Source organism: Clostridium ljungdahlii, assembly GCF_001636845.1.
Lineage (GTDB): Bacteria > Bacillota > Clostridia > Clostridiales > Clostridiaceae > Clostridium_B > Clostridium_B ljungdahlii_A.
In genome coordinates this window covers 1-25,755 of record NZ_LITT01000065.1, presented here as the reverse complement: position 1 = coordinate 25,755, position 25,755 = coordinate 1, and the positions used below count along the sequence as shown (strand labels likewise).

The 25,755-nt window shown below is 33.0% G+C and carries 27 protein-coding genes and 1 other annotated feature; of the genes, 1 reads left to right on the top strand and 26 read right to left on the bottom strand.

Going from position 1 to position 25,755, the window contains the following annotated elements:
* Positions 1-40: 40 nt before the first annotated feature.
* The 17 genes from sigK to WY13_RS19580 all read right to left on the bottom strand — a co-directional run bounded on the left by sigK (position 41) and on the right by WY13_RS19580 (position 17,590).
* Positions 41-742 carry an RNA polymerase sporulation sigma factor SigK gene (gene sigK, locus WY13_RS19660; protein ID WP_063557252.1) on the bottom strand — a complete coding sequence of 234 codons (702 nt, stop codon included), beginning with the start codon at positions 740-742 and terminating at the stop codon, positions 41-43.
* 82 nt (positions 743-824) lie between these two features.
* The gene (locus WY13_RS19655; RefSeq protein WP_063557251.1) at positions 825-2,489 is read right to left on the bottom strand and encodes a penicillin-binding transpeptidase domain-containing protein; all 1,665 of its coding nucleotides are present in this window, start codon (positions 2,487-2,489) and stop codon (positions 825-827) included.
* An 84-nt stretch (positions 2,490-2,573) separates the two neighbouring features.
* Complete coding sequence (locus WY13_RS19650) at positions 2,574-3,800, bottom strand: peptidase U32 family protein (RefSeq protein WP_063557250.1); 1,227 nt, start codon at positions 3,798-3,800, stop codon at positions 2,574-2,576.
* 1 nt (position 3,801) lies between these two features.
* The gene (locus WY13_RS19645) at positions 3,802-4,449 is read right to left on the bottom strand and encodes an O-methyltransferase (RefSeq protein ID WP_063557249.1); all 648 of its coding nucleotides are present in this window, start codon (positions 4,447-4,449) and stop codon (positions 3,802-3,804) included.
* Between the two features lie 57 nt (positions 4,450-4,506).
* Positions 4,507-6,330 (bottom strand): translational GTPase TypA, encoded by a 1,824-nt coding sequence (typA, locus tag WY13_RS19640; RefSeq protein WP_063557248.1) that lies wholly within the window; start codon positions 6,328-6,330, stop codon positions 4,507-4,509.
* A gap of 174 nt (positions 6,331-6,504) precedes the next feature.
* Complete coding sequence (locus tag WY13_RS19635; protein ID WP_063557247.1) at positions 6,505-6,864, bottom strand: YlbF family regulator; 360 nt, start codon at positions 6,862-6,864, stop codon at positions 6,505-6,507.
* A gap of 34 nt (positions 6,865-6,898) precedes the next feature.
* The gene (locus WY13_RS19630; RefSeq protein WP_063557347.1) at positions 6,899-8,566 is read right to left on the bottom strand and encodes a ribonuclease J; all 1,668 of its coding nucleotides are present in this window, start codon (positions 8,564-8,566) and stop codon (positions 6,899-6,901) included.
* 40 nt (positions 8,567-8,606) lie between these two features.
* On the bottom strand, positions 8,607-9,065 hold the full coding sequence (locus WY13_RS19625) for a Fur family transcriptional regulator (protein ID WP_013237884.1): 459 nt from the start codon (positions 9,063-9,065) through the stop codon (positions 8,607-8,609).
* Positions 9,066-9,299: 234 nt separating this feature from the next.
* Positions 9,300-9,566, bottom strand: a complete 267-nt coding sequence (locus WY13_RS19620) for a DUF1292 domain-containing protein (protein WP_063557246.1) — start codon at positions 9,564-9,566, stop codon at positions 9,300-9,302.
* Positions 9,567-9,745: 179 nt separating this feature from the next.
* Entirely contained in the window at positions 9,746-10,159 is a 414-nt protein-coding gene (gene ruvX, locus WY13_RS19615; RefSeq protein WP_063557245.1) for a Holliday junction resolvase RuvX, read from the bottom strand.
* A gap of 63 nt (positions 10,160-10,222) precedes the next feature.
* Entirely contained in the window at positions 10,223-10,474 is a 252-nt protein-coding gene (locus tag WY13_RS19610; protein WP_013237881.1) for an IreB family regulatory phosphoprotein, read from the bottom strand.
* A gap of 61 nt (positions 10,475-10,535) precedes the next feature.
* Positions 10,536-13,175: an alanine--tRNA ligase gene (gene alaS, locus WY13_RS19605; RefSeq protein WP_063557244.1), complete on the bottom strand. Its 2,640-nt coding sequence runs from the start codon at positions 13,173-13,175 to the stop codon at positions 10,536-10,538.
* Positions 13,176-13,263: 88 nt separating this feature from the next.
* Positions 13,264-13,451 (bottom strand) — a binding site (T-box leader).
* 284 nt (positions 13,452-13,735) lie between these two features.
* A complete protein-coding gene (locus WY13_RS19600; RefSeq protein WP_242866554.1) occupies positions 13,736-14,815 on the bottom strand; it encodes an AI-2E family transporter in 1,080 nt (359 codons plus the stop codon).
* 35 nt (positions 14,816-14,850) lie between these two features.
* Entirely contained in the window at positions 14,851-15,366 is a 516-nt protein-coding gene (locus WY13_RS19595; RefSeq protein WP_242866553.1) for a PRC-barrel domain-containing protein, read from the bottom strand.
* A gap of 140 nt (positions 15,367-15,506) precedes the next feature.
* Positions 15,507-15,935 (bottom strand): Fe-S cluster assembly scaffold protein NifU, encoded by a 429-nt coding sequence (nifU, locus tag WY13_RS19590; RefSeq protein WP_156499090.1) that lies wholly within the window; start codon positions 15,933-15,935, stop codon positions 15,507-15,509.
* The gene (gene nifS, locus WY13_RS19585) at positions 15,935-17,143 is read right to left on the bottom strand and encodes a cysteine desulfurase NifS (RefSeq protein ID WP_063557241.1); all 1,209 of its coding nucleotides are present in this window, start codon (positions 17,141-17,143) and stop codon (positions 15,935-15,937) included. The genes nifU and nifS overlap by 1 nt, the downstream gene beginning before the upstream one ends.
* On the bottom strand, positions 17,144-17,590 hold the full coding sequence (locus tag WY13_RS19580) for an RrF2 family transcriptional regulator (protein WP_013237875.1): 447 nt from the start codon (positions 17,588-17,590) through the stop codon (positions 17,144-17,146).
* 200 nt (positions 17,591-17,790) lie between these two features.
* Between WY13_RS19580 and WY13_RS19575 the strand changes: the two genes are divergently transcribed.
* Positions 17,791-19,107 (top strand): replication-associated recombination protein A, encoded by a 1,317-nt coding sequence (locus tag WY13_RS19575; protein ID WP_063557240.1) that lies wholly within the window; start codon positions 17,791-17,793, stop codon positions 19,105-19,107.
* 99 nt (positions 19,108-19,206) lie between these two features.
* On the opposite strand, the gene eutM (WY13_RS19570) is transcribed toward WY13_RS19575, so the two are convergent.
* The 9 genes from eutM (WY13_RS19570) to WY13_RS19530 all read right to left on the bottom strand — a co-directional run.
* A complete protein-coding gene (gene eutM / locus WY13_RS19570; RefSeq protein ID WP_013237864.1) occupies positions 19,207-19,503 on the bottom strand; it encodes an ethanolamine utilization microcompartment protein EutM in 297 nt (98 codons plus the stop codon).
* A 74-nt stretch (positions 19,504-19,577) separates the two neighbouring features.
* Positions 19,578-19,868 carry an ethanolamine utilization microcompartment protein EutM gene (gene eutM, locus WY13_RS19565; RefSeq protein WP_013237863.1) on the bottom strand — a complete coding sequence of 97 codons (291 nt, stop codon included), beginning with the start codon at positions 19,866-19,868 and terminating at the stop codon, positions 19,578-19,580.
* A gap of 48 nt (positions 19,869-19,916) precedes the next feature.
* Positions 19,917-20,567 carry a phosphate propanoyltransferase gene (locus WY13_RS19560; protein WP_063557239.1) on the bottom strand — a complete coding sequence of 217 codons (651 nt, stop codon included), beginning with the start codon at positions 20,565-20,567 and terminating at the stop codon, positions 19,917-19,919.
* Position 20,568: 1 nt separating this feature from the next.
* Positions 20,569-22,122 (bottom strand): acetaldehyde dehydrogenase (acetylating), encoded by a 1,554-nt coding sequence (locus tag WY13_RS19555; RefSeq protein WP_063557238.1) that lies wholly within the window; start codon positions 22,120-22,122, stop codon positions 20,569-20,571.
* 51 nt (positions 22,123-22,173) lie between these two features.
* Positions 22,174-22,920: a BMC domain-containing protein gene (locus tag WY13_RS19550; protein ID WP_063557237.1), complete on the bottom strand. Its 747-nt coding sequence runs from the start codon at positions 22,918-22,920 to the stop codon at positions 22,174-22,176.
* A gap of 39 nt (positions 22,921-22,959) precedes the next feature.
* Positions 22,960-23,649, bottom strand: a complete 690-nt coding sequence (locus tag WY13_RS19545) for a cupin domain-containing protein (RefSeq protein ID WP_063557236.1) — start codon at positions 23,647-23,649, stop codon at positions 22,960-22,962.
* A 36-nt stretch (positions 23,650-23,685) separates the two neighbouring features.
* Positions 23,686-24,234 carry a BMC domain-containing protein gene (locus WY13_RS19540; protein WP_063556280.1) on the bottom strand — a complete coding sequence of 183 codons (549 nt, stop codon included), beginning with the start codon at positions 24,232-24,234 and terminating at the stop codon, positions 23,686-23,688.
* A gap of 1 nt (position 24,235) precedes the next feature.
* Positions 24,236-25,564 (bottom strand): 4Fe-4S dicluster domain-containing protein, encoded by a 1,329-nt coding sequence (locus tag WY13_RS19535; RefSeq protein ID WP_063557235.1) that lies wholly within the window; start codon positions 25,562-25,564, stop codon positions 24,236-24,238.
* A gap of 17 nt (positions 25,565-25,581) precedes the next feature.
* Positions 25,582-25,755: EutN/CcmL family microcompartment protein (locus tag WY13_RS19530; RefSeq protein WP_192845065.1), on the bottom strand; the 174-nt coding region annotated here is incomplete at its 5' end.

Here is a 25,755-nt window from a genome sequence, read left to right as displayed (position 1 = left end):
GAATTTATTAAAACCTTTACTCTCTAATTTTCATCCAAAATTATCCTGTACCATAATTTAATTCTTTGTACAACTTTTTTAAAGCTTTTTTTTCAATTCTTGATACATAAGATCTCGATATTCCTAACAACTTAGCTATCTCTCTTTGAGTCCTTGGTTTTCCTTCCAAGAGGCCATATCGCATTTCCACAACACTTTTTTCCCTTTCAGATAAACAAGTGTTTATTTTAGAATATAATTTTTTTACCTGTAATTTTTGTTCTACAATCTCAATTATAGAACCTTCATCACTACTGAGAACATCCATAAGAGATATTTCATTTCCTTCTTTATCAACACCTATAGGATCTTCTAAGTACACTTCATTTCTAATTTTTTTATTATTTCTTATAAGCATCAATATCTCATTTTCTATACACTTTGCTGCATATGTTGCTAGTTTAGTTCCTTTAGACATATCAAAAGAATCTATTGCTTTAATAAGCCCAACAGTTCCAATTGAAATTAATTCATCTACTTCTTTACTAGGATATGAATACTTTTTTACAATATGTGCTACTAGTCTTAAATTTCTCTCCACTAAAATACTTTTAGCAAGCAAATCTCCCTGTTCTAATTTTTTGAGATAATATTCTTCTTCTTCATCACTTAAGGGTTGTGGAAATGAACTACTATTTGTAACGTAAGCCGTCATAAATACTACATTTCCCAGGATATCTAATAAGCAATTTGTTAAAAACACTTGTTGCTCCTCCTAACAGTGCTTATTAATATACTATGAATATATTTAAAAAAAGTGCACACATAAATAAATTTATTTAATTTCATTTTAAATACTGCTGTACTTTCAAAATCACATTTTTAAAAATAGGGGCTGCAGTATTTCCACCACTTTGGCTGTCTTTATTTATATCTTGAACAAAAACTACCATCGAATAATATCTTCCATTTGCTTTAAAAAAACCTGAAAACCATCCATCTGAATGTTCCTGTGCAGTTTTGCTGCTTCCAGTGAGTTCCACTCTCTGTGTGCTTCCGGTCTTTCCTCCTACTTCCATGTCATTTATATACGCTGATTTTGCTGTACCCATATCAACTACATTTATCATCTGCTTCTTCATTTCCTCTGCTGTAGATTTTTCAATTACAGAATTACTTGTAGTATTAACTTCTTCTATAATATTATTTTTATCATCTACGTAGCTATCTACTATGTAAGGCTTAACATATACTCCATCATTTATAACTGTATTTGGTATACTTATAGCTTCCAGTGGAGTTATTCTTACATTTTGACCTATAGCTGCAAGTCCCAGACTTCCATCACTATAACTTGGGTTCTTCACCTCAAATCGGCCTTCTTTTTCACTATCCAAATTTAATACTTTTTGAAATAATCCTTGAGATTTTGCATTGTCATAAAAATTGTTAAATCCAACTTTATTTCCTATTTGAGAAAATATATCATTGCATGACAGTGTAAGTGCTCCCTCTGGAGTCAAAGTTCCGTGATGAGACTCATCTTTTTCTTCATAAAGTCCTCTACATGTAAACTTATCATTTACACTTATCATATTCTTATCGAGTCCTGCCTCCTCCACTAAAACTTTGAATATAGATCCAGGAAAAAATCCGTGATTAGTAGAAACCCCTAAATTTACATTTGGCTTACTATCATCTTTTTGCACTAGAGCTTTTATCTTGCCTGTATTTGCCTCCATTAAAACTACACCAATCTGGCCATAGTTTTTATTTTCGCTATTATTTAACACTTCTTTTATTTTATCTTCTATATCTTTATCTACAGTCAACCTAACATTTACATTATTTTTAGGTGAATTGGTCTTTTTCCCTATTATATTTCCATTTACATCCCTCTCAAATACTACCTGGGGTTTTTCGTTATTCTTAGTTTTATTATATATCTGCATTTCCAAAGAACTCCCAGATTTCATCTTATTATCCTTGGTTCTTCTAGGATTTTCAAGTAAATTTTCTATGCTCCACACTCCGCTCCTATTTAATGGGGAGTATATATAGGTATAAAATCCATTTACACCCTTTATATCCTTTAGTTTATTATATGTGCTTGCGTCAATTTCATAATATACTTTTTGACTGCTATTTAGCACAGCTATCTTAGATAAATCATAGCTGCTATTATAATTTCTAAGAGTATATACAAGTGTCAAAACTTTCTCTGAATCTGCATTTTGATTATCTTTTAAAAACACTTCCGGCAGTATTACAACATAATATTTTTTATTATAACTCATAAGCTGTCTTCCATAAGAATCAAATAATTTGTAATTGGCATCTGTGAGATCTTCTTTGTAGGAATACTGAGAATCCGCCATTACACTTAATTTGTTCCATCCAAAATACTGCACCTTTACTATTTTAAAATATAATACTGAAAATATTAAAATAATTACTATAAATAAAAAACACTGTCTTTTTCTAATTACATTTCTATTAATCTCAAACATAAAAAAACACCTCATCTAGACTAAAATTTTGTCCAAAATAAGGTGTTTTATTCATAATGTTATCATTTTTACCATATTTATTTTTTATTTATCACTTTTTGCTTTTAGAAGCATATCTCCCTTTTCCATTTTATTACTTACCTTAGCTGTAAATATCATTTGAGCTACAGGTGCCGATTCTATTTTTTCTCCCTCTTCGTTTCTCATATCACAAAGGCGTATACAAAAACCATCACCTTTAGGTCTAAGCACTTCTACTTCATCTTCATTAAGAACCTTATTCCTCTGTTCTATAACAGCCCTTTCTTCAAGACCATCATAATCTTTCACTATTCCTACTATATCATAATTTCTTATATATGAAGAGGTTTCATATATCTGTCTGTCCGGATCTCCAAAATAAAATCCAGTATAATATACTCTATGACTTGCTTTCATTAAATCATCCAACCATACTTTTTTAAATCTATAGGAATCTGGATTTTCAAAATAGGCATCTATTGCCCTCCTATAGGCTTTTACTACAGTAGCCACATAATATGAACTCTTCATTCTTCCTTCTATTTTTAATGAATTTATGCCACTGTTAACTAGTTCAGGAATATGCTCTATCATACATAAATCTTTAGAATTTAATATATAAGCTCCTCTATCATCTTCAAATACCGGAAAGTATTCCCCTTGTCTCTTTTCTTCCATCAAATAATATTTATATCTGCACGGTTGGGCACATTGACCTCTATTGGCATCTCTTCCTGTCATGTAATTTGAAAGTACACATCTACCAGAATAAGACATACACATTGCGCCATGGACAAAAGCTTCTATTTCACAACTCTCCGGTAAATGGCATCGTATCTCATTTATTTCTTTAAGCGATAACTCTCTTGCAAGTACTATTCTCTTTACTCCTTGGTTGTGCCAAAACATAGCTGATTTCCAATTCACATTATTGGCTTGAGTACTTAGATGAAGTTCTAAATTGGGGACAACTTCTTTTGCAGTCATTATTATTCCTGGATCAGATACAAGTATTGCATCTGCCTTTAATTCATATAACTTTTTTAAGTAATCTTCCATTCCCACTAAATCTTCATTATGAGGGAACACATTTACAGTTACAAATACCTTTTTACCCCTTTTATGGGCGTACTCTATTCCTTCTTTTAATTCATTATCTGCAAAATTATCTGCAAAAGCTCTTAAATTCAGCTTGCTGCCTCCAAGATAAACTGCATCAGCACCGAAGTTTATAGCTGTCTTCAGCTTTTCAAGATTACCAGCTGGTGCTAGAAGTTCTGGTTTTTTCATCTTAATTCCTCCTCACTGTAACAGCTATACCGTCTCCCATAGGTATAATTGACGTTATAAATTTATCATGATCAGATATGGTATTTAAGTACTCTCTCATTCTTTTTACTATAGTTATCTTTCTTCTCTTCACCAATTCATCTGAAGCAATCATTCCTCTAAATAATGCATTATCTGCTACTATTATACCTTCTTCATTTAAAAGTTTTAAACAATAAGGTAAAAAATGATTATAGTGCGCTTTGCCTGCATCCATAAATATAAAATCATATTGTTCCTGCATACTTTTAAGTACTTCCAGGCAGTCTCCTTCTATAATATCAATGTGCTGCTCAAATTTATATCTTTCTACATTTTTCCTGGCGATTTCTATCATGTGTTTATCTCTTTCAACTGTTGTTATATGACTTTTTTTATGGGAACTTAAGCTCATGAGAATAGCAGAGTAACCAATTGCCGTTCCAAGCTCCAAAATTTTTAAGGGCTTTTTCACAGTTATCATAAGCTCTAAAAATCTTGCCACTTCCTTATGAACTATTGGAACAGAATTTAATCTAGCATACTCTTCCATCTCCTTTAATATTCCATCATGTTCTCCTATCAATGATCTTATATAATTTTCCATGTATTCATATGCAACACCGCTCATTTTTTCCTCCAAAATAACTTCAAATTAAATAGTTATTCTTATGTGTAAAAACTTTTACTATTTTCTCCTTGCAGCCTTTTTTCTAAGATCTGTATTTAATATTCTCTTTCTCATTCTTATACTCTTAGGAGTAATCTCCACTAATTCATCCGATGCTATAAATTCCAAGGATTTTTCAAGACTCATTTTGTTTACAGGAACTAACTTTAATGCATCATCTGCACTTGAAGTTCTTGTATTTGTCAAATGCTTCTTTTTGCATACATTTACCTCTATATCCTCAGCTCTTGAACATTCACCAGCTATCATTCCCTCATATACTTCTATTCCTGGCTCTATAAAAAGCATTCCCCTTTCCTGAGCATTAAAAAGTCCATAAGTTATAGCAGTACCTGGTTCGAATACTACAAGTGATCCTCTTGTTCTTTCTGGTATATCTCCTTTGTATTCTTCATAACAGTCCAATACGTGGTTCATTATTCCATTTCCCTTGGTATCTGTCATAAATTCATTTCTGAATCCAATAAGTCCCCTTGCTGGTATTTTAAATTCCAATCTTGTATATCCATTAACTGCTGAGGTCATATTTACCATTTCAGCTTTTCTAGGTCCAAGTTTTTCCATAACAATTCCCATAAACTCTTCGGGTACATCTATAGTCAAATATTCAATAGGTTCTAATTTTTTTCCATTTTCTTCTTTATATATAACTGTTGGTTTTGAAACCTGAAATTCATAACCTTCTCTTCTCATAGTTTCTATTAAAACTGAAAGATGAAGTTCTCCCCTGCCGCTTACTATAAAGCAATCTGGTGAATCAGTTTCTTCAACTCTAAGAGCAACATTTGTTTCAAGTTCTTTCATAAGTCTGTCTCTCAAATGTCTTGAAGTTACATAATCTCCTTCTTTTCCAGCAAATGGTGAGTCATTTACCATAAAGTTCATACTCAATGTAGGTTCATCTATATCTACAAAAGGAAGAGCTTCTGGTTCTGAAGCATCTGCTATAGTTTCACCTATGTTTATATCAGGAATACCTGATACCGCAACTATATCACCAAGTTTTGCTTCATCTACCTCCTTCTTTTTAAGCCCATCATAAACATAAAGGTTAGACACTTTTACATTCTCTATTTTATTTCCTTTTCTTATAAGTGCAACCTGCTCATTTTTCTTTATACTTCCTCTTGTTATTTTTCCTACACCTATTCTACCTACATATTCATTATGGTCTATAGTTGTAATTAACATTTGAAGTGGCATATCTAAATATCCCTGAGGTGGAGCAACATTCTTTATTATTGCATCAAATAAAGGTTCCATATTGTCTGATTCATCTTCCATTTCTTTTTTAGCAAAACCTGCTTTTGAAGAACAATAAACTACAGGGAAGTCAAGCTGTTCGTCATTAGCACCTAACTCTATAAATAAATCAAAAATTTCATCCAGCACCTCAGAAGGTCTTGCATCCGACTTATCTATTTTATTTATAACAACTATTGGTTTTAGTTTTAATTCCAATGCTTTTTTCAAAACAAATTTTGTCTGAGGCATAGGTCCTTCATAAGCATCTACTAATAATAAGACACTATCTACCATTTCAAGTACACGTTCTACTTCTCCTCCAAAATCTGCATGGCCTGGTGTATCTACTATATTTATTTTAATTCCTTTATGCATTACAGAAGTATTCTTTGATAGTATAGTAATACCTCTTTCCTTTTCAAGATCATTTGAGTCCATGACTCTCTCTTCAACTTTTTCATTTGATCTAAATATATTGCTTTGTCTTAATAATGCATCTACCAATGTGGTCTTACCATGATCGACATGGGCGATTATTGCCACATTTCTTATATCATTTCTTGTAAACAAATTCATTATTACTCCTCCAATTTTACACTTAAACTGACTAAACATATTAAAATTCTGAATAAATACTCAAAAAAATTGGATACTTCCCTGTATCCAATTTAAAGTAACATATTTATTTTAATATCATAGTGTTAAAAAGTCAACTTTCTAAACATCATTCTAATGGTTTTCACGTAAAAACTATTTTTTATTTTTACCTGTTCCAAAAGAAAAGTCTATTCCTATGGCATCATTTAGCACCTTTAATATATTCTGCCACATAATACTGAATCTCTGTTCTGTCTGTATATACTTATTTACAGAAGGATTCATAGATACTACAGAACCTATATTTTTAAATTTTTGTTTAGTTTTCTCAGAGACCTCTCCATTTTGCATTTGTTCTGAATAAGCCTCCATTTGTATTTTTCTAAAGTCATCTAACATTTTTATATTTGCTTCACTTTTTTCTATTTCCTTACTTGCCTCTCTTAATGCAGTCACTTCTTCACAGTTTTTAAGCTCTGCTGCAAGCTCACTTGCTTTATCACATATACTCATTTGAACCATCCTCCCTAGACAATATTTCCAAACATTATATTTCCATAATTATAGGTAATATCATTGGTTTTCTCTTTGTCTTTTCGTATAAGAATGATCTGAGGACTTCTTTTACATTTGATTTTATGCTTGCCCATTCAGTAATGTGCTTCTCCTCACATTCATTTAATGCACCTCGTACAAGTTCCTTTGCTTCTTCCATTAAATCTTCTGATTCTCTTACATATACAAATCCCCTAGATATTATATCAGGACCAGCAATAACAGTGCCAGTTTGTTTTTCAATGGTAATTACTACTGTAAGTATACCGTCTTGTGAAAGATGTCTTCTGTCTCTTAAAACTATATTTCCAACATCTCCTACTCCAAGTCCATCTACAAATATCTGCCCAGATACTACTGTACCCGTTTTCTTTATAGAGTCTCTGGAAACTTCTATTACATCTCCATTATCTGCTATAATTACATTGTTTGAAGGCATTCCTAAGCTTACAGCAAGGTCTTTGTGCTGCTTCAAATGCCTGTATTCTCCATGTACTGGCATAAAAAATTTAGGTTTTACAAGAGTATGAATTAATTTTAACTCTTCCTGACAGGCATGACCTGAAACATGCACATCTGCCAATGCTTCATATATTACTTCTGCTCCCTTTTTAAACAGTTGGTTTATAACTCCGGAAACTAATTTTTCATTTCCAGGTATAGGATTTGCTGAAATTATTATTGTATCTCCTGGAATAATATTTACTTTCTTGTGTTCAGAAGCTGCCATCCTTGAAAGAGCCGACATAGGTTCGCCTTGACTTCCAGTAGTTATTATAACTATTCTATTACCCGGATATCTATTTATATTATCTATATTAATAAGGGTATTCTTCTTAATATCTATATATCCTAAATTGGTAGCTACCTCCATTATATTTTCCATACTTCTTCCAGATATTGCAACTTTTCTGTCATATTTTTCAGCAGCAGTAATTACCTGTTGTATTCTATGAATATTAGAGGCAAATGTAGCCACTATTATTCTACTTTTTGCAAGTGCAAAAAACTTTTGAAAAGTTTTTCCTACAGTCCTTTCAGACATAGTATATCCCGGTCTTTCTACGTTAGTACTATCTGCTAACATAAGGATTACGCCTTTTTTACCTAGTTCTGCAAGTCTGGCAAAATCAATTACACTTCCATCAATTGGTGTATAATCCACTTTAAAATCACCAGTATGAAGTATAATGCCAATTGGTGTGTGTATTGCAAGGGCAGCTGAATCAGCTATGCTGTGACTAGTTCTTATGAATTCCACAGACATACTATCCAATTTAATTATGTCCTTTGCTTTTACACACTTCAATTTTACTACATTATTTAAGTTATGTTCCCTTAACTTACTCTCAACAATTCCAAGAGTTAACTTCGTACCGTACACTGGAACATTGATTTCTTTCAATACATAAGGCAATGCTCCTATGTGATCCTCATGCCCATGAGTTAAAAATATACCTCTTATTTTATCAATGTTCTTTTTTAAATAGGTAATGTCTGGTATAACTATATCTATACCCAACATTTCTTCATCCGGAAACTTTAGGCCACAATCAATTACTATTATGTCATTTTTATACTCTATTACTGTAAGATTCTTTCCTATTTCACCTAGACCACCTAATGGAATGACTTTTACTTTATCTTTTTCTTTACGCAAAAAAATCTTCCCTCCTTTTTTATATTTTAGTTTTTTATACTTATTTTGATTTTTTTGTACATTTATTACATATGCCATAAAATTTTAAACTATGGTTTAAAATTTTAAAATCATACTTTTCTTCTATCTTTTTTTCTAAAGGTTCCAACAAATCATCCGTTACTTCAATTATCTTAGAACATTTAGTACATATTAAATGATGATGCTGATGATTTTCTTCTTCATGCACTATTTCGTATCTATTGCATCCATCCTCTAAATCCAATTTACATATAACGCCTATATCCTCTAAAAGCTGTACTGTCCTGTAAACTGTAGCCAAACCAATTTCAGGGCATTCACTCTTAACCTGATCATATATTTCTTCTGTAGTAAGGTGTTTTCCTTCATTTCTTATTATAATATCAACTACAGCACGCCTCTGTGGCGTAAGTTTATATCCTTTTTCTTTTAAGCTATTTTTTAATCTCTCTATTTCTGAAGAGGAAAGTTTTGGCATTACTATACCCCATTTCAACCTAAATTTGTCCCATGACTACCTTTTCTGCTGCCCAACTGTATGTGATGGTAGTATTACAGATGGTAACCATCGGATAAAAACACTGTTTAAAAATTACAATACTATAAGTTTAATATAGTATAAAGTTATTGTCAATTGAAAATCAATTAATATAAAAGCTAAAGGCTAAAAGCTATCTAAGGCACAGCTTTTAGCCTTTAGCTTTTATATTAACTAAGCTTCATTTCCAAATAAGCTTTCATAAACTTCTAAAACCCTATCAAATTCATCCTCATCTTCTACTGTTACAAGAACTTCTTCTCCATTATCATCTTTTACTATTTTAAGTGCTATAGCTGTATCTTCATCAGCACATTCTTCAGGTACTGCAATTATATATTCTTCTTCTTTTATATCAAATTTAGTGACCACCTGGAACTTAACCTTTTTCCCATTTTCATCTTCTAATACTAAATCTGATGCACTATTGTTATTATCCATATTGAGTTTTCCTTTCTTCTAAATCCGGATTTATTCAATAACTACTCTCTTTAACACTTAGCGATACTTTGTAAAAATCTTCACAACAATTATAGATTTTAGTTTTCCACTTTTCTTCAAGGTTATAATAAAAAACTTATGTATTCCTATAAATAAGTTCAAACAAGTTTCACTTGATACTATTTTGAAATGCTGTCCAAATATCCTTGAAGTATATAAATAGCTGCCATCTTATCTACTATTTTTTTTCTCTTTGCCCTAGATAAATCTCCCTCTATCATAGCTCTATGAGCTGCTACAGTAGTTAATCTTTCATCCCACATCTTTATGGGTACTTTTATACTTTGCTCTATAACCTTGCAAAAACTTAACACTTTTTCACTCTGAGGACCTAGCGTACCATTCATATTTTTAGGAAGTCCAGAAACAATAAGTTCCACACCGTATTTTTCACATATAGACTTTAATTCCTCAATATCTTTTTCCTGATTTTTTCTTCTCACAGTAGTAATTCCTTGTGCCGTTATCCCAAGTGGGTCACTTAGTGCCACCCCTATAGTTCTGTCCCCTATATCTAATCCGAGTATTCTCAAACTTTCACTCTCCTACTTTATATTATTGTCATATTTAAAATAAAAATGTCCAAAAGGACATTTTTATTTTATGTCTAAGTATGCTTTTAAGACTTCTTCAAGTATTTCATCTCTCTCAAGCTTCCTAACCAATGACCTTGCTCCATTATAATTTGTTATATACGTTGGATCACCAGAAATCAAGTATCCCACTAATTGATTTACTGGATTATAGCCTTTTTTAATTAGCGAATCATAAACCTCAGTCAATATTTCCTTTGTCAATGCTTTTTTACTTTCAGAAATGTCAAACTGAATAGTATTATCGTTGCTCATATATATCACCCCGCTAACATTCTAATAAATATATTATAAAACATATTTCATAAAATGTATACTACTTAACTAATTTTGTAATAATTGTGTTGCTTTTTCCTATAGCTTCTTGTAACTTATCTGGAAGTTTTCCTCCTGCTTGAGCCATATCAGGTCTTCCACCACCACCGCCGCCTGTAATGGCTGCAACTTCCTTTATAATTTTTCCACAATGTATTCCACTTTTTACTGCTTCTTTAGTTGCCATAGCTACAAGTTGCACTTTTTCTCCTGTGCTGCTTCCAAGCAAAACTACACAATTTTCAGATTTGCTTCTGATTTTATCAGCTAATTCCCTAAGTGAATTTCCATCTACATCTTTCAATACACCTGTAAATAGATCTATTCCTTTTATTTTCTCCACTGACTTTAAAATATCATCTTCTGCACTTCCTGCCACTTTCAATTTTAATTCTTCAATTTTCTTTTCCAATTCCTTCAGTTCACTAGACTGCAAATCCAATTTATGGACAATTTCTTTTTCAGAACATTTCAGTTTACTTGATATTTCTCTTAGTATATCACTTTTTGAATTAACATATTCAGTAGCCATCTTACCTGTAAACGCTTCTATTCTTCTTATACCAGCTGCTATTCCAGTTTCAGAAGTTATTTTAAACAAGCCTATCTCTCCAGAATTACTTACATGAGTACCTCCACAAAGTTCCTTGCTGAAATTTCCTATGGAAACTACCCTTACTTCATCTTTATATTTGTTGTCAAAAAGTGCTATTGCACCACTTTTTTTAGCTTCCTCTAAGGACATTATAGTTGTCTTTACAGGATAAACTTTCATTATACTTTCATTTACCAAGTTTTCAATATTCCTTAATTTTTCATAGCTTACAGCTTCAAAATGATTGAAATCAAACCTTAGCCTAGCTTCATCTACATAAGAACCAGACTGATGTACCTGTTCTCCTAAAACTTGCTTTAAAACAGAATCTAATAGATGAGTTGCAGTATGATTTTTTCTTATATTATTTCTTCTATCCTCGCATACACTCAGTTCAATTGTATCCTCCAAGTTTATATTTCCTGAAATAACCTTAACAAAATGTAGTACCTTTCCCGCTAGATTTTTCTTACAATCTAAAACTTCTCCTTTGAAGTTTTCATTAAATACAGTTCCCTTATCTCCTACCTGGCCTCCCATTTCAGCATAAAAAGGCGTGTTAGAAGTTATAATAACTCCTTCTTCTCCTTCATTTAACACAGATACAAATTCTTCATCTTTTACAATTAGTTTAACTTTGGAAGTAGATTTTAATCTATCATACCCTTCAAATGTAGTATTTATTTCAAAAGGAATTTTATTTAATAACGTATCTTCTGCTCCCATATAATTTGTCTCTGCTCTAGCAGATCTTGCTCTTTCCCTCTGATCTTTCATATTTTGATTAAATTCATCTAAATCCACAGTCATTCCTTTTTCTTCTAATATTTCTTGGGTAAGTTCTATAGGGAAACCATACGTATCATACAATTTAAATGCCTTTTCACCCTCAAGTACAGTATTTTTATTTGACTTTAAGTAAGATATAAAGTCATTTAAAATTTGCATTCCACTGTCTATAGTTTCATCAAATCTTTCTTCCTCTAGCTTTATAATCTTTTTTATATACTCTTCTTTTTCCTTCAATTCAGAATAATTTCCACAAGAATTGTTTATGACAACCTCTGTAAGTTTATACAAAAATCCTTCCTTAATACCAAGTGATTTTCCATGCTTTGCAGCCCTTCTTAAAAGTCTTCTAAGTACATATCCACGGCCTTCATTAGATGGAAGTATTCCATCACTTATCATAAATGTAACACTTCTCACATGATCTGCTATTATTCTCATGGACATATCACTTTTTTGACTTTTTCCGTATTCTATACCAGACATATTGCTAACTTTTTTTAATATGGAATTTATAGTATCCACTTCAAATATACTATTTTTACCCTGCATTATAGTTGCCATTCTCTCAAGACCCATACCTGTATCTATATTGGGATGAGAAAGTTTATTGTAGTTTCCTTCTTCATCTTTATCAAATTGTGTAAATACCAAGTTCCAAAATTCAACTACCCTGTCACTATCACCTGCTTTTACAAATTCCTCTACTGTAGTTATCTTTCCTTGGCCTCTGTCATAGTGAATCTCCGAACAAGGTCCACAGGGTCCTGCTCCATGTTCCCAAAAATTATCTTCTTTTCCTAATCTGAATATTCTAGATGGATCTATGTCCGTCTTTTTCACCCATATATCATAAGCTTCATCGTCATCTAAATATATGGTAACATATAATTTATCTTTAGGAATTTTTAGAACATCAGTAGTAAATTCCCAAGCCCAGGGAATTACTTCTTCTTTGAAATAGTCTCCAAAAGAAAAATTTCCAAGCATCTCAAAAAAAGTACCATGTCTGGATGTCTTTCCCACATTTTCAATATCCCCTGTCCTTATACATTTCTGACAAGTAGTCACCCTTTTTCTAGGTGGAACCTTTAGTCCTGTAAAATAGGGTTTAAGAGGTGCCATTCCTGCATTTATAAGAAGTAAGCTCTTATCATTATTGGGGACTAAAGAAAAACTTGGCATTCTCAAATGCCCCTTTTTTTCAAAAAAACTCAAATACATCTCTCTAATTTGATTTAATCCTAATTTTTCCATATGTATCTCTCCTCTTCACTCATATGTAATCAAATTTTGTCATCTTATTATGTAAAAAATAATTTTAATTAAAAAGCTTCCATCCCTGAAAAGGGACGAAAGCTGAATCCGCGGTACCACCCTAATTAAACAGATATATAAAACAAAAAACCTGTATCTCTTAAATTATATGTTATGACTCATAGATAGCTTCAATATATATTATAAGAAGTTTACACCATCCACTCCCTCTCTTTATATAATAAAATATTTACTTTTTCTATTCATTGCCTATATTCCATTATGATACAAATTATAATTTAAATACACTTTTATGTCAATATTACAGCTTTTCTAATCTGCAATTGGTAATTTACAATTTGCTAAAGGACAAATAGCAGATAATAATAATTTTCCTCCTAACGTCAGAAAATATTAAATTATAGATTTCCTGAGGTACGAAGGAGGTCATCATTATTTGAGCTTTGATATTTGAACTTTAAACTTTTTAAGAACTTTAAAACATTAAATTTTTAAATTACTAATTTCAGTTTAACCTAATTAGAGATTAAAAATCATCCTTAAAACATATAGTAATTCAGATCCTCATATATAACTTTAACTACAACTCCAAAAGGTACTGCTAATACCATTCCCATAAATCCTGATACTTTTCCTCCAACTATTAATAGAAGAATGACTATAAGAGGATGCATATCTATGCTATCTCCTGTAACCTTAGGCGATAGTATGTTTCCTTCTATCTGCTGCAGGAAATACAGCCATATTGCTGTCCATAAAGCCGTTTCTGGCGATTTTATAAGAGCTATAACTATAGCCGGAAGAGCACCAAATATAGGTCCAAAATAGGGTATTATATTAAAGAATGCATTTAATATAGATAATATTACAGGAAACTCCACGTTTAAAAATATAAGTATTAAAAAGGTAGCTATTCCTACAAGGGCACTCAATATGAGCTGACTTGCTATATATCGTCCTAATATCTTATCTGCATGACAGCATATTTTTCTAATAGGTTTTCTACTACTTACTGGAAATGCCGAAAGTAGGCTTTCATTTATACATTTATCATCTGCTAAAAAATAATAAGTTATTATTGGTATAACTACTAAATACAATATATTTTCTCCCATATTCATTAAGAAATCAAATATTTTAGCAAATACAGTGGCAATTTCACTGTCAATCCTTCTATTTAAATTATTTACTAATAAGTGCATTGTCCTATTGCCCTGGATTAACTTTAGTTTTGCATAAAATTTGTCTATTAATGTCTGAATACTGGCGGCAGTGGCATTTAAGTTTAAGCTTTCCTTAAATAAAGATGGTATAAGAAGGGCAAATGTAGAAACAACTAATAAAATCAATATACCTATTATAATAATAGCACTAACTTTTTTATTTACTCCAGCATTAACCATTTTTATTTCTATAGGTTTTAGAGTATACGCTATTAAAAAAGATATAAAAATCAAATATAACATTTCCCTTAATACAGAACTTTTAGCAACAAGCAAAGCACCAGCTGCAAATATAGCTATTATAAGTACATATTTGACGGCAGAATTTTTACTAATATTCATCATATCATCTTCCACAATTTTAATTATATCTGAGTATTTTCCTTTCTTAGGCATTTTCAAAGAAATAACCAGTCAGTATATATACTAGTCTATTTTCTTTCAGATGTCTTATCTGAGTTAAATAGTGCATGGGGAGAATTAAAAAATTTTAAATTCTCTTTTTTCCCTCTGTAAAATAAGTTCTCTTCTCCTAAAGTCAAATCATCTATAAGCAATATTTTTTTTCCCTTTATAAAATTATTTATAAATCCAGTGGAGAGTATAACTGCCTTTATACAAAAGCTTTCTTCATCAAATAATATATCTTCCACCATTCCTATTAAACATCCTTTTTCATCCACTACATTCATTCTCTTTATATCATTAAATTGAAAATACTTATTCTTATTTGCATTAGTAACAACTATTACAGATGTTAAACTCACTACATCCTTTATAAATACGTTTAAACTTTTTTTAAATATATTGTTAGGAGTTATAACAAATCCCTTTACTTGTTTTTTGTTAAAATCCAAAAATATATCACTTATAAATCCCAGTAAATTTCCTGAAAGATTTACTGTATCCATAAATATAAAATCTCTTATTCTATACAAAGATATCACCTTAATTTAAAAATATATACTTGTAGTTTATCCAAAAAATAAAAATATAACCCCACAAAGAGGTTATATTTTTATTTAGTAAACAAAGTTAAAATTCTATATATTACAGAAAACTTACTTATACATTATCTAAATTATTATTAATTTCCATGAACATGTTCGTGGATAGTTTCAGAATGATTTTTAGTTGCCCATGGTTCAAGTCCCTGTGACTCTCTATAATCGTTTATTGCCTTATGGATAGCTTCTTCTGCTAAAACAGAACAATGCATCTTTACTGGTGGAAGTCCATCCAGTGCCTCTGCAACTGCCTTGTTAGTAAGCTCCCATGCATCTTCTAATGTTTTTCCTTTTATAAGTTCAGTTGCCATACTGGAAGATGCTATAGCAGAACCGCATCCAAAAGTCTTAAATTTTATATCTTTTATCACATCATCTTCAACTTTTATATATATCTTCATTATATCTCCACATTGTGGATTTCCAACTTCTCCAACACCATTTGCATCCGAAATTTCACCTACATTTCTAGGGTGTCTAAAGTGATCCATAACCTTTTCGCTGTACATCATAATTGTTCTACCTTCTCTCCTTTATTTTGTGTTTTAATGAAGTCTTCCCAAAGCGGTGACATTGCCCTTCTTCTAGCTACTACCTTCGGAATTACCTGCAGTGCATAATCTACATCCTCTTCCGTGGTACCAGCACCTAAAGTTAATCTAAGAGAACCATGGGCCACTTCATGAGGTAACCCTAACGCTAAAAGTACATGTGACGGATCCAATGAAGCCGATGCACAAGCACTTCCTGTAGAAACAAATATGCCTGCGTCATTTAAATCTAGAAGCAAAGTTTCTCCTTCTATTCCTATAAAACTCAAATTAACATTTCCAGGAAGTCTCTTATCTCCACTAGGTCCATTTACTTTAGCATAAGGTATTTCTTCAACTAATCCTTTTATAAGTTTATCTCTTAATTCACTAAGTCTTTTACTTTCTGTCTTCATTTCAGAAGTTGCTAATTCTATTGCTTTTCCTATTCCAACTATTCCTGGGACATTTTCAGTGGAAGCTCTCTTTCCTCTTTCCTGTGCACCACCATGTATCAGGCTTTCAATTTTTACTCCTTTTTTCAAGTACATTGCTCCTATTCCCTTAGGTCCATAAAACTTATGTCCTGCCATAGAAAGAGCATCTATATTCATATCTTTTACATCTATGTTAACGTGTCCTACAGCTTGAACTGCATCTGTGTGAAAATATATTTTCTTTTCTTTACATATTTCACCTATTTCCTTTATAGGTTGGATGGTTCCCACTTCATTATTTGCAAACATTACAGATACAAGTATTGTAGTATCCTTAATTGCCTTTTTTAAATCCTCTAAATTTATAAATCCATACTCATCTACAGGTAAATAAGTAACTTCAAATCCATTTTTTTCAAGGAACTTACATGCATGTAAAATGGCATGATGTTCTATCTTAGTAGTTATTATATGATTTCCTTTATTTTTATTTGCAAAAGCTATTCCTTTCAATATCCAGTTATCACTTTCTGATCCACCTGCTGTAAAAAATATTTCATTTTTATCTGCATTTATTGCCTTAGCCACTTTTTGTCTAGCTGTATTAATTGCCTCTCTTGGAACATCTGACATTGAATACAGTGAAGATGGATTTCCAAAATTCTCAGTAAAATAAGGAATCATCTCTTGTAATACCTCGGGTTTTGTATAGGTAGTAGCTGAATAGTCCATGTAAACCTTCTTATTCATTTATATATCCCCTTTCGTTTTTTCTTGTTTCATTTGAATATAATCATCTACCATGTCTTGTAAAGTTGTAGACTTCATAACCTGTTCTATACTTTCTTTAATTCTACTCCATAGAAGCCTGGTAGCACAGCAATCCATATTACTGCAGGAATTTTCATTATTTTCATCTACACAATCTGAGATTTCTATAGGTCCTTCTAAAACTTTCATTATATCAGCTACAGTTATATCTTTGGGTTCTCTGTTTAAAATATACCCACCTTGTGCTCCCCTAATACTTTTTACTAAATTAGATTTTCTAAGGTTCGAAAATAACTGTTCTAAATAATATTCTGATATATTTTGTCTTTCCGATATACTTTTTATAGATGACGGCTCATCACTATAGTGAATAGCTAAATCTACCATAGCTTTTACCCCATATCTTCCTTTTGTGGATAGCTTCAATTAATCACTTCCTTAAATCGATGTATGATTTGATACTGTAATTAATATTATAGTATCAAATCCGAGTAAAATTGTCAACAATAAAAAAATTAATTTTTTCCACCTAAGTTTTCCTATTTTTTTGTCTAAGGTTTTATTACTAATAATAATCCCTTTTGCAGTATAATAATATAGAATACTTTTAAAAGGATGGTGAAATTATGGATCTATTTGATTTTGCTAACAACAAAAATAATAAAGAATTAAAACCTTTAGCCGAAAGAATGAGACCAGAGACCTTGGAAGAATTTATAGGACAAGAGCATATTTTAAGTAAAGGCAAGATGCTATATAGAGCAATAGTTACAGATAATATTTCTTCAGCTATTTTTTACGGACCACCTGGTGTAGGTAAGACTACATTGGCAAGAATTATAGCTAATACAACAAAGGCAAATTTTTATGAATTGAGTGCTGTAAATTCTGGTACAGCAGATGTAAAAAAGATTATAAAGGAAGCAGAGGATAATCAAAAGTTTTACTCTAAAAAAACAATATTATTTATTGATGAGATACATAGATTCAACAAAGCTCAACAGGATAGTGTTTTAAATGCAGTTGAAAAAGGTATTATTATATTGATAGGTGCTACTACAGAAAATCCCTATTTTGAAATTAATAATGCCCTTCTTTCTCGTTCCATGATTTTTCAGTTTAAAAATCTTTCCGAAAATAATGTTAAGGAAGCATTGAATAATGCTATCAAAAGTCCAAAAGGTTTTGGATATCTCAACATAGAAGTAGATCCTAAAGTGTTTGATTATTTTGCTATACATAGTAATGGTGATATAAGAAAGGCTTTAAATGCTTTAGATATGGCAGTTAGAACTTCATCAAGAAAGGAAGATAAAATTTTTATAACTGCTGACGATGCAAAAGAATGTATCCAGAGGAAAATGACATTGTACGATAAACAAGGTACATCCCACTATGATACTATAAGCGCTTTCATAAAATCACTTAGGGGAAGTTCTCCTGACGCAGCAGTATACTATCTCGCAAAAATGTTAGATGCTGGTGAAGATCCGATGTTTATAGCAAGAAGAATTACTATTCAGGCCTCAGAAGACGTAGGAAATGCTGACCCTATGGCTTTAGTAGTAGCTACAAATGCTATGAATGCTGTACATATGATAGGCATGCCTGAGTGTAGATATGCTCTATCTCAAGCAGCAATATACGTAGCATCAGCGCCAAAATCAAATGCCTGCTGTGTTGCAATTGATTCTGCACTCACAGATGTTAGAAAACGCAGAGATTCTGGAATACCTCTTTATTTAAGAGATGCCCATTACAAAGGTTCAGAGAAGTTAGGCCACGGAACTGGATATTTGTATCCACACTCATATGGAGGATTTGTAAATCAACAGTATTTGCCCGATTCTCATAAAAATACTGTGTACTATAATCCAACATCCAACGGATTTGAATCTAAAATTAAAGATAGACTAATTAGACTTTGGGGTAAAAAAAAATAACTTGCCTAAAACAAAATCCCCTTAAATAATCAATATAAGGGGATTTATATATTTTTTAATATTCATTTATACCTTACTAAATAAATGGCAAACTGTAATCTACTTTTCATCTTCCTTCAAATTAGTTTTAGGAAGTATAGTTTCGACTTCAACGTGTGGACGAGGAATAACATGAACAGAAACTAATTCTCCAACACGTTGTGCTGCAGCAGCACCAGCATCAGTAGCTGCCTTTACTGCTCCTACATCTCCTCTTACCATTACTGTTACAAGACCGCCGCCAACATGTTCTTTTCCTATTAAGTAAACATTAGCTGCCTTAACCATTGCATCTGCAGCTTCAATTGAACCTACTAAACCTTTTGTTTCAATCATTCCTAATGCATCATATTTCATTTTTATTTCCTCCTAGTTTATAATTTATTTTTTTTATTTTATACTTTGTATCTTATATCCTGTATTTTCTAATATTAGTCTTCCTTTAAACCAGTTTTAGGAAGGATAGTTTCAACTTCAACGTGTGGACGAGGAATAACATGAACAGAAACTAATTCTCCAACACGTTGTGCTGCAGCAGCACCAGCATCAGTAGCTGCCTTTACTGCTCCTACATCTCCTCTTACCATTACTGTTACAAGACCGCCGCCAACATGTTCTTTTCCTATTAAGTTAACGTTAGCTGCCTTTACCATTGCATCTGCAGCCTCTATAGAACCTACTAACCCCTTTGTTTCAATCATTCCTAATGCATCAGATTTCATTTTTATTTCTCCTCTCCAAATACTGTTATTTTATGATTTATAATTTTACTATTTTACTATTGTAATTTTTGATGAGTTGCCAACACACATAGCATTTGCTTCTTCTGTGTCAATATGGCATTCTAAAGCTGAGGTATCATTTGCTCTAATTGCAACATTATTATAAATTCCACCACGTAATCCATCAACTTTAATACTTACTGTCTGTCCATCATGCACATTAAAATGTTGTGCATCTGCAGGAGTCATGTGAATGTGTCTTTGTGCAACAATCACACCTTCCCTTATTTGAACAGATCCCTTTGGTCCTATTATGGTAATTCCAGGTGTTCCGTGTAAATCTCCGGACATCCTTACTTCTGGAGCTGCTCCCAATTTGAAAGAATCTCCTCTTAGAATTTCTACCTGTGTCTTACTACGTAATGGTCCAAGGATTCTAATTTTTTCAATAGCTCCCTTTGGTCCACATACTGTTACTGTTTCTTTACAAGCATACTGTCCTGGCTGTGCTAAATCCTTTATTTTTGTTACCTGGTATCCTTCTCCAAACAAGATATTAAAATCTGCTTGTGAAAGATGAATGTGACGGTTTGAAACTCCAACCGGGATTTCATTTGTATCTTGTTTTGTCCCTGTAGAAGACTGATTACCTTGAACAGCTTCCAATAAAAGCTTTATAACAGCTTCGTACTTGTCCATTTTAGTTAGCTCCCTTCATTGCAGCTACTAATTCACTTACAAGTCTAGCAAGTTTATCATTATCGGTAGTATCTGCAGAAGTGCTAGCACAATTGCTATTTGCTGCAAATTCTGCAGGGCTTGTAGCACAGCATCCTAAGTCATTTTTGCTTCCGCAAAGTTCAGGATGATTGAAAGTTGTATCCTCTGCAGCTAATGTAGTGCAATCTTTAAGGCCATATGCAACACTCTTTATATTGATTAAATGTAATGGAGTAACATTTTCGGAAACAGAGCTTCCTCCCCATGTACCACAACCTAATGTAAATGCAGGTGCTAATCCTGTGCTTGCACCAGTACCTCCCTGGCTTCCGCCAGTATTAACTAAGATACGTGATGCTGGTTTTTTAGCAAACTTCATTACTAAGTCTCTGTCATTTGTATGAATATTCATAGTATGTCCAAGACCATTTTGAAGTAATCTTATGCTAAGATCACATGCTTCATGCCAATCTTTAACTGTATAGAAAGCAAGTACTGTTGTAAGTTTCTCGTAAGATAGAGGGTAACCATTACCAACTCCGCCTTGTTCTCCTATTAAAACTTTTGTTCCTTCTGGAACTGTGAAACCTGCAGCTGCTGCTATAACCTGAGGAGCTCTTCCTACAAATTTAGCACTCATGCTGTGTGTACCAGGTTTAAAAAGTACGCTGCAAACTTTCGCAGTTTCTTCAGCTGTCATGAAATATCCGCCTTGTTTCTTAAATTCAGCTACTATTTCATCATGGTTGCATTCTTCTGCAATTACAGATTGCTCGGATGCACAAATAGTACCATAGTCAAAGCTCTTACTAGCAATTATATCTTTAACTGATTGATGAACATCAGCAGTTCTTTCAATATAAGATGGAGAGTTACCAGCACCAACGCCTATTGCAGGTGTTCCTGAACTATATGCAGCCTTTACCATTCCAGGGCCTCCAGTTGCAATTATCATAGCAACTTCTTTAGCTTTCATAAGTTCATTTGTAGCTTGTATAGATGGTGTAACAATACCGCCAATTACATTTGCAGGAGCTCCTGCTGCTACTGCTGCATCACGCATAAGCTCTATTGCTTTTGTTGAACATTTTAATGCAGCTGGGTGTGGTGAGAATACTATTGCATTTCTTGATTTAATTGCAATGATTGATTTATAAATAACAGTAGATGTTGGATTTGTAGATGGTACAATACCCATTAATAAACCAACTGGTTCTGCAAATTCAATTACACCTTGACTTTTATCTTCTTTTATAACGCCGATAGTTTTCATATCCTTGATGTAATTATATACTGTAGTAGCAGCCATATGGTTCTTATAAGCCTTATCTTCAGCTCTTCCAAAACCAGTTTCTTCTGCAGCCATTTTACCAAGGCAAACTGCATTTTCTTCTGCTACTCTAACCATATTACATAGGATTTTATCAATTTGTTCTTCAGTATAATCAGCAATTTCACATGCTGCAATTTTTCCTAAACGTGCAAGATCTCTTGCTTCTTGTATAGAACGTAAGTCTTTATCAAAATTTTCCAATTGTGTTCCCTCCATTGTTTATTATTTATATATTTCAATTTTTATAGCTGGCTAATTATGCCCATAATATTTTTTGAACTCTATAAGCAGCAGCTTCTTGTCTGCTTTAGAAATGGACCTTCCTTTGATACCAAAGTTCTTATATTTACGAGCGAGATTTCGAAGCTCTATTACCTTAAACTTACTTAAAATCTCAATAGCTTTTTCTAAACCATAGTCAAGCACCATCTTATCTACAGCTCTCCTATTTAGTTTAGTCAAATCCATTTTCAAAGGATCAGTTATTTTTTCTGGCAAAAGCTCCTCATTCTCTGAATTTTCTACTGTTGAATTCTCTTCTTTAGAGTCTTCCACTGTTGGATTTTCCACTGTTGAATTCTCTTCTATTGAGTCCTCTACTATTGAATCTTCTATTTTAACAGGAACCTCTACAGTATCTTCTTCAATTACTTCAACTGTTGTTTCATCTTCTGGTTGGTTTTTCGCTGGAGCGACAGTTGGAATATTTCTATCTTTCAGTGGTACTGCTGATACAATTATATTATCTAATTCCTCATGTGGACGGGGAATCACATGTTGTGAAACAAGCAATGTGTCATTTATGTTTCTAACTGCCGCTCCACCAGCGTCTACAGCTGCTTTCACCGCAGCCACATCACCAGTTACAGCAATCGAAACAAGTCCTCCTCCTACATATGTCTTTTCTAAGAGATTCACATCTGCTGCCTTGAGCATAGCATCTGCGCTCTCAATAGCTGCAATAAGTCCTATTGTTTCGATTAACCCAAGTGCCTGCATTGTTTAACCCTCCTAAACTTTGGTCAAGCATTCTAAATTCTAATATGTAGCATAGAATGCTTTCATCTTGTCAGGTGAACCAAATGCTATCTTAGCTCCCTTAGGGAAGAATACTGAATCACCAGGATGTGCAGTATAAACTTTATCATCCACTGTTACTGTCAATGTACCCTCTACAACATAGTAAAGTTCTTGACATTCCGTTTCCCAGTCAAATTTGCAATCTTCAATTGTAATAAATCCCGCATTCATTGAGGAACCATCATCTGCATTGATTATTTCCTGATAAAATACTTTATCATCAGGATTTCCAGTATCAAGTGCTTCATACTTTACTGAACTGCCACGAACAATTTTTAAACCGATAGAGTCAGTCTCAGCAAGATAAGGCTTCTTATTAGTAATCAAATCAATCACTCCATTCAAAAGTCCTTTATCCATCATTACCTTAAATACTTTATAAATTACTTCACTATCAATCCCATTTTCAAAAACTTTTTCAAGTTCAGAAGCTTTTGTTTCACAAGAACCTTTTACTTCACAAGGAGCTTCTACTTCACAAGACTTCTTTGTTTCAGGAACTGGAGTTTCGGTAGAAAATTCTATGCCACTATTTCTAGCCAAATCTTTAGCTGATGGAGTAACAATTGTATCACAATTAATATACACTACTTTTTGACCCTGCTTTTCTGCAGTTTCAACATCTTTTACACAAATTAATTTTTTCATTCCTTCACATCCTTTCATTTATAAAAGTTCTATATATTAGAACAATGATTCCAATAATCTTTCAGACGGTGAAGGTATAACCTCTGCATTTACTAATAACCCTTTTTCTTCTGCAATAGCTTTTCCTGTTTCAACACCAGTTTCAACAGCAGCTACATCTCCGGTAAAAGTAAAGAATGACTTACCTCCCAATCCATTTCCCAAACGAAGTTCAATCGGCTGCAATTCAGCAGATTTCAAAATTGCATCAGCAGCAATAACCATTGTTGACAGGGAGAAAGACTCCATAATTCCTAAAGCCTGAACTTCATCTGGCATCGTTGCACCTGTGATTGCAGGGAATACTGCCGGGTTGACATTTGGTATAACAATAGAATCAACTAAAAATTCTTCTGCAAATCTTACACCAACACTTACTGAATCCTGAACTGCTGCAACATCACCTTGAACAATAGCGATATACTTGCCAGGGCAAGAAGAACCTGCTGTGACTATTTCCACTTCAGAAGTCTTTACCATCTGGTCTGCTGCATATATACCACGAGCAATGCTTGTAAACTCAACCATTCCTATTGCTTGTGACATATTATCCCCTCCTTATCACAATAAAATCATTTCCACATTCCACAACTGTTCCCGAAATACTTGCATGAATAGCAGCACTTAAACTACCTTCAGGAATTTTTCCAATTTGTTGTCCAAGTTCTACATGATCACCAACATTAACAATTGCTACTGCAGGTGCTCCTACATGCTGTCTTGTTGCAATATGGACCTCTTCAGGTACTATTTCAACTTCCGTCATAGGAGCCGGCTTATCAAAGTCATGCAAACCTAATCTGGCAATAAGACGCTTACTTGGAACTAACCTATATTCACGGCTTTTGCGGGTAGTAAATTCCGACTTCATTGGTTTATATTTTATGTTCTGTTCTGCTAATTTTCCTTTAAAATAGAGATTTGCAGATTTCGGATAAAGTCCTGCTGGACATGAGAACAATTCACATAAATTACACTGACAGCAAAGCTGTGCAATCTTCTGCTCTTCAACATTCTTCAATGCATAATTTAAAGCTCTCATCATCTTGTGGGGTTGTGTACTATGTCCAAGAAGATAACGAGGGCACATATCTGTACACATGCGGCACTGCTCACAGGAAGACCTATTTACTCTTTTCGCCTGTTCTATGCTAACAGATTTTTTACGAATCAGAGGATGATCTTTTTTCAAAATTACGAATCCCTTATTTTTCTTCGTAACATATCCATCTACATTACTCTTTACAGGTCCCATCATAGGGCCGCCATCAATAACTGTATAATCATCAAAATCTTCTATGCCACTCAGCTTCAGTACATCTATAACAGGTGTACCCACTGGTACCTTTACAGTCAAACGTTTAGGAATGTCTCCTGCAACTGTGATATATTTTTCTGTAACCGGCACTCCCATAGAAGCGTGATAAATATTCAATGCTGTTTCTGCATTAACTACTACACAACCAACACTAATTGGAATACCCATTTCAGGAACAACTCTTCCAGTCAATTCATGAACTAGAACTTGTTCATCACCTGCAGGGTAAATATCAGGAATTTCTTTTACTTCAATAAAATCTCCTACTTGAAGTTCTTCGATTCTATTACGAAGTATAGAAATAACTTCCTTATGCTTTCCTTTAATACCCATAAGTGCTTTATTTGCACCTACTAACTTTCCTGCTGCTTCAAATCCTTTAATTATCTCATCTGGAAACATCCTCATCAGCTGCTGATCCACACGAAGCAGTGGCTCACATTCAGCTCCATTAAGAAGTATATATTCTGCCTTTGATGCTAGCTTTGCGTGGGTAGGAAATCCTGCCCCACCGGCACCAATAACACCAGCTTCTCGCACCATATCAAGAATACTCATTACCGTACCTCCTGAGTTTATTCTACATTACAGTCTTCATCAATAATTCCAACAACAACTGCATCAACCGGGATATCCTCACATTCATCTAACATTTTTCGAGCTGATGACCCGGTTGAAACAATAACTCTATCTCCAATACCGGCACTGATTATATCTGCAACAACTAAATGCTGACCAGCACCAGTTCC

What these genes read in the sequence shown, in the direction of transcription:
- eutM (WP_013237864.1), bottom strand. Translation starts at nt 19,503, where the DNA reads ATGAAATATGATGCATTAGGAATGATTGAAACAAAAGGTTTAGTAGGT.
- WY13_RS19625 (WP_013237884.1), bottom strand. Translation starts at nt 9,065, where the DNA reads ATGCCAAAACTTTCCTCTTCAGAAATAGAGAGATTAAAAAATAGCTTA.
- WY13_RS19545 (WP_063557236.1), bottom strand. Translation starts at nt 23,649, where the DNA reads ATGAAAAAATTAATTTGTGTAAAAGATGTTGAAACTGCAGAAAAGCAG.
- WY13_RS19540 (WP_063556280.1), bottom strand. Translation starts at nt 24,234, where the DNA reads ATGTCACAAGCAATAGGAATGGTTGAGTTTACAAGCATTGCTCGTGGT.
- WY13_RS19550 (WP_063557237.1), bottom strand. Translation starts at nt 22,920, where the DNA reads ATGCAGGCACTTGGGTTAATCGAAACAATAGGACTTATTGCAGCTATT.
- typA (WP_063557248.1), bottom strand. Translation starts at nt 6,330, where the DNA reads ATGAATTTGTTTACAAGAAATGATATAAGAAATGTGGCAATAATCGCC.
- nifU (WP_156499090.1), bottom strand. Translation starts at nt 15,935, where the DNA reads ATGTACAGCGAAAAGGTTATGGATCACTTTAGACACCCTAGAAATGTA.
- alaS (WP_063557244.1), bottom strand. Translation starts at nt 13,175, where the DNA reads ATGGAAAAATTAGGATTAAATCAAATTAGAGAGATGTATTTGAGTTTT.
- WY13_RS19645 (WP_063557249.1), bottom strand. Translation starts at nt 4,449, where the DNA reads ATGAGCGGTGTTGCATATGAATACATGGAAAATTATATAAGATCATTG.
- WY13_RS19610 (WP_013237881.1), bottom strand. Translation starts at nt 10,474, where the DNA reads ATGAGCAACGATAATACTATTCAGTTTGACATTTCTGAAAGTAAAAAA.
- WY13_RS19620 (WP_063557246.1), bottom strand. Translation starts at nt 9,566, where the DNA reads ATGGATAATAACAATAGTGCATCAGATTTAGTATTAGAAGATGAAAAT.
- eutM (WP_013237863.1), bottom strand. Translation starts at nt 19,868, where the DNA reads ATGAAATCTGATGCATTAGGAATGATTGAAACAAAGGGGTTAGTAGGT.
- WY13_RS19535 (WP_063557235.1), bottom strand. Translation starts at nt 25,564, where the DNA reads ATGAGTATTCTTGATATGGTGCGAGAAGCTGGTGTTATTGGTGCCGGT.
- nifS (WP_063557241.1), bottom strand. Translation starts at nt 17,143, where the DNA reads ATGAATAAGAAGGTTTACATGGACTATTCAGCTACTACCTATACAAAA.
- WY13_RS19655 (WP_063557251.1), bottom strand. Translation starts at nt 2,489, where the DNA reads ATGTTTGAGATTAATAGAAATGTAATTAGAAAAAGACAGTGTTTTTTA.
- WY13_RS19560 (WP_063557239.1), bottom strand. Translation starts at nt 20,567, where the DNA reads ATGGACAAGTACGAAGCTGTTATAAAGCTTTTATTGGAAGCTGTTCAA.
- WY13_RS19575 (WP_063557240.1), top strand. Translation starts at nt 17,791, where the DNA reads ATGGATCTATTTGATTTTGCTAACAACAAAAATAATAAAGAATTAAAA.
- WY13_RS19650 (WP_063557250.1), bottom strand. Translation starts at nt 3,800, where the DNA reads ATGAAAAAACCAGAACTTCTAGCACCAGCTGGTAATCTTGAAAAGCTG.
- WY13_RS19635 (WP_063557247.1), bottom strand. Translation starts at nt 6,864, where the DNA reads ATGAGTATATGTGATAAAGCAAGTGAGCTTGCAGCAGAGCTTAAAAAC.
- WY13_RS19600 (WP_242866554.1), bottom strand. Translation starts at nt 14,815, where the DNA reads ATGCCTAAGAAAGGAAAATACTCAGATATAATTAAAATTGTGGAAGAT.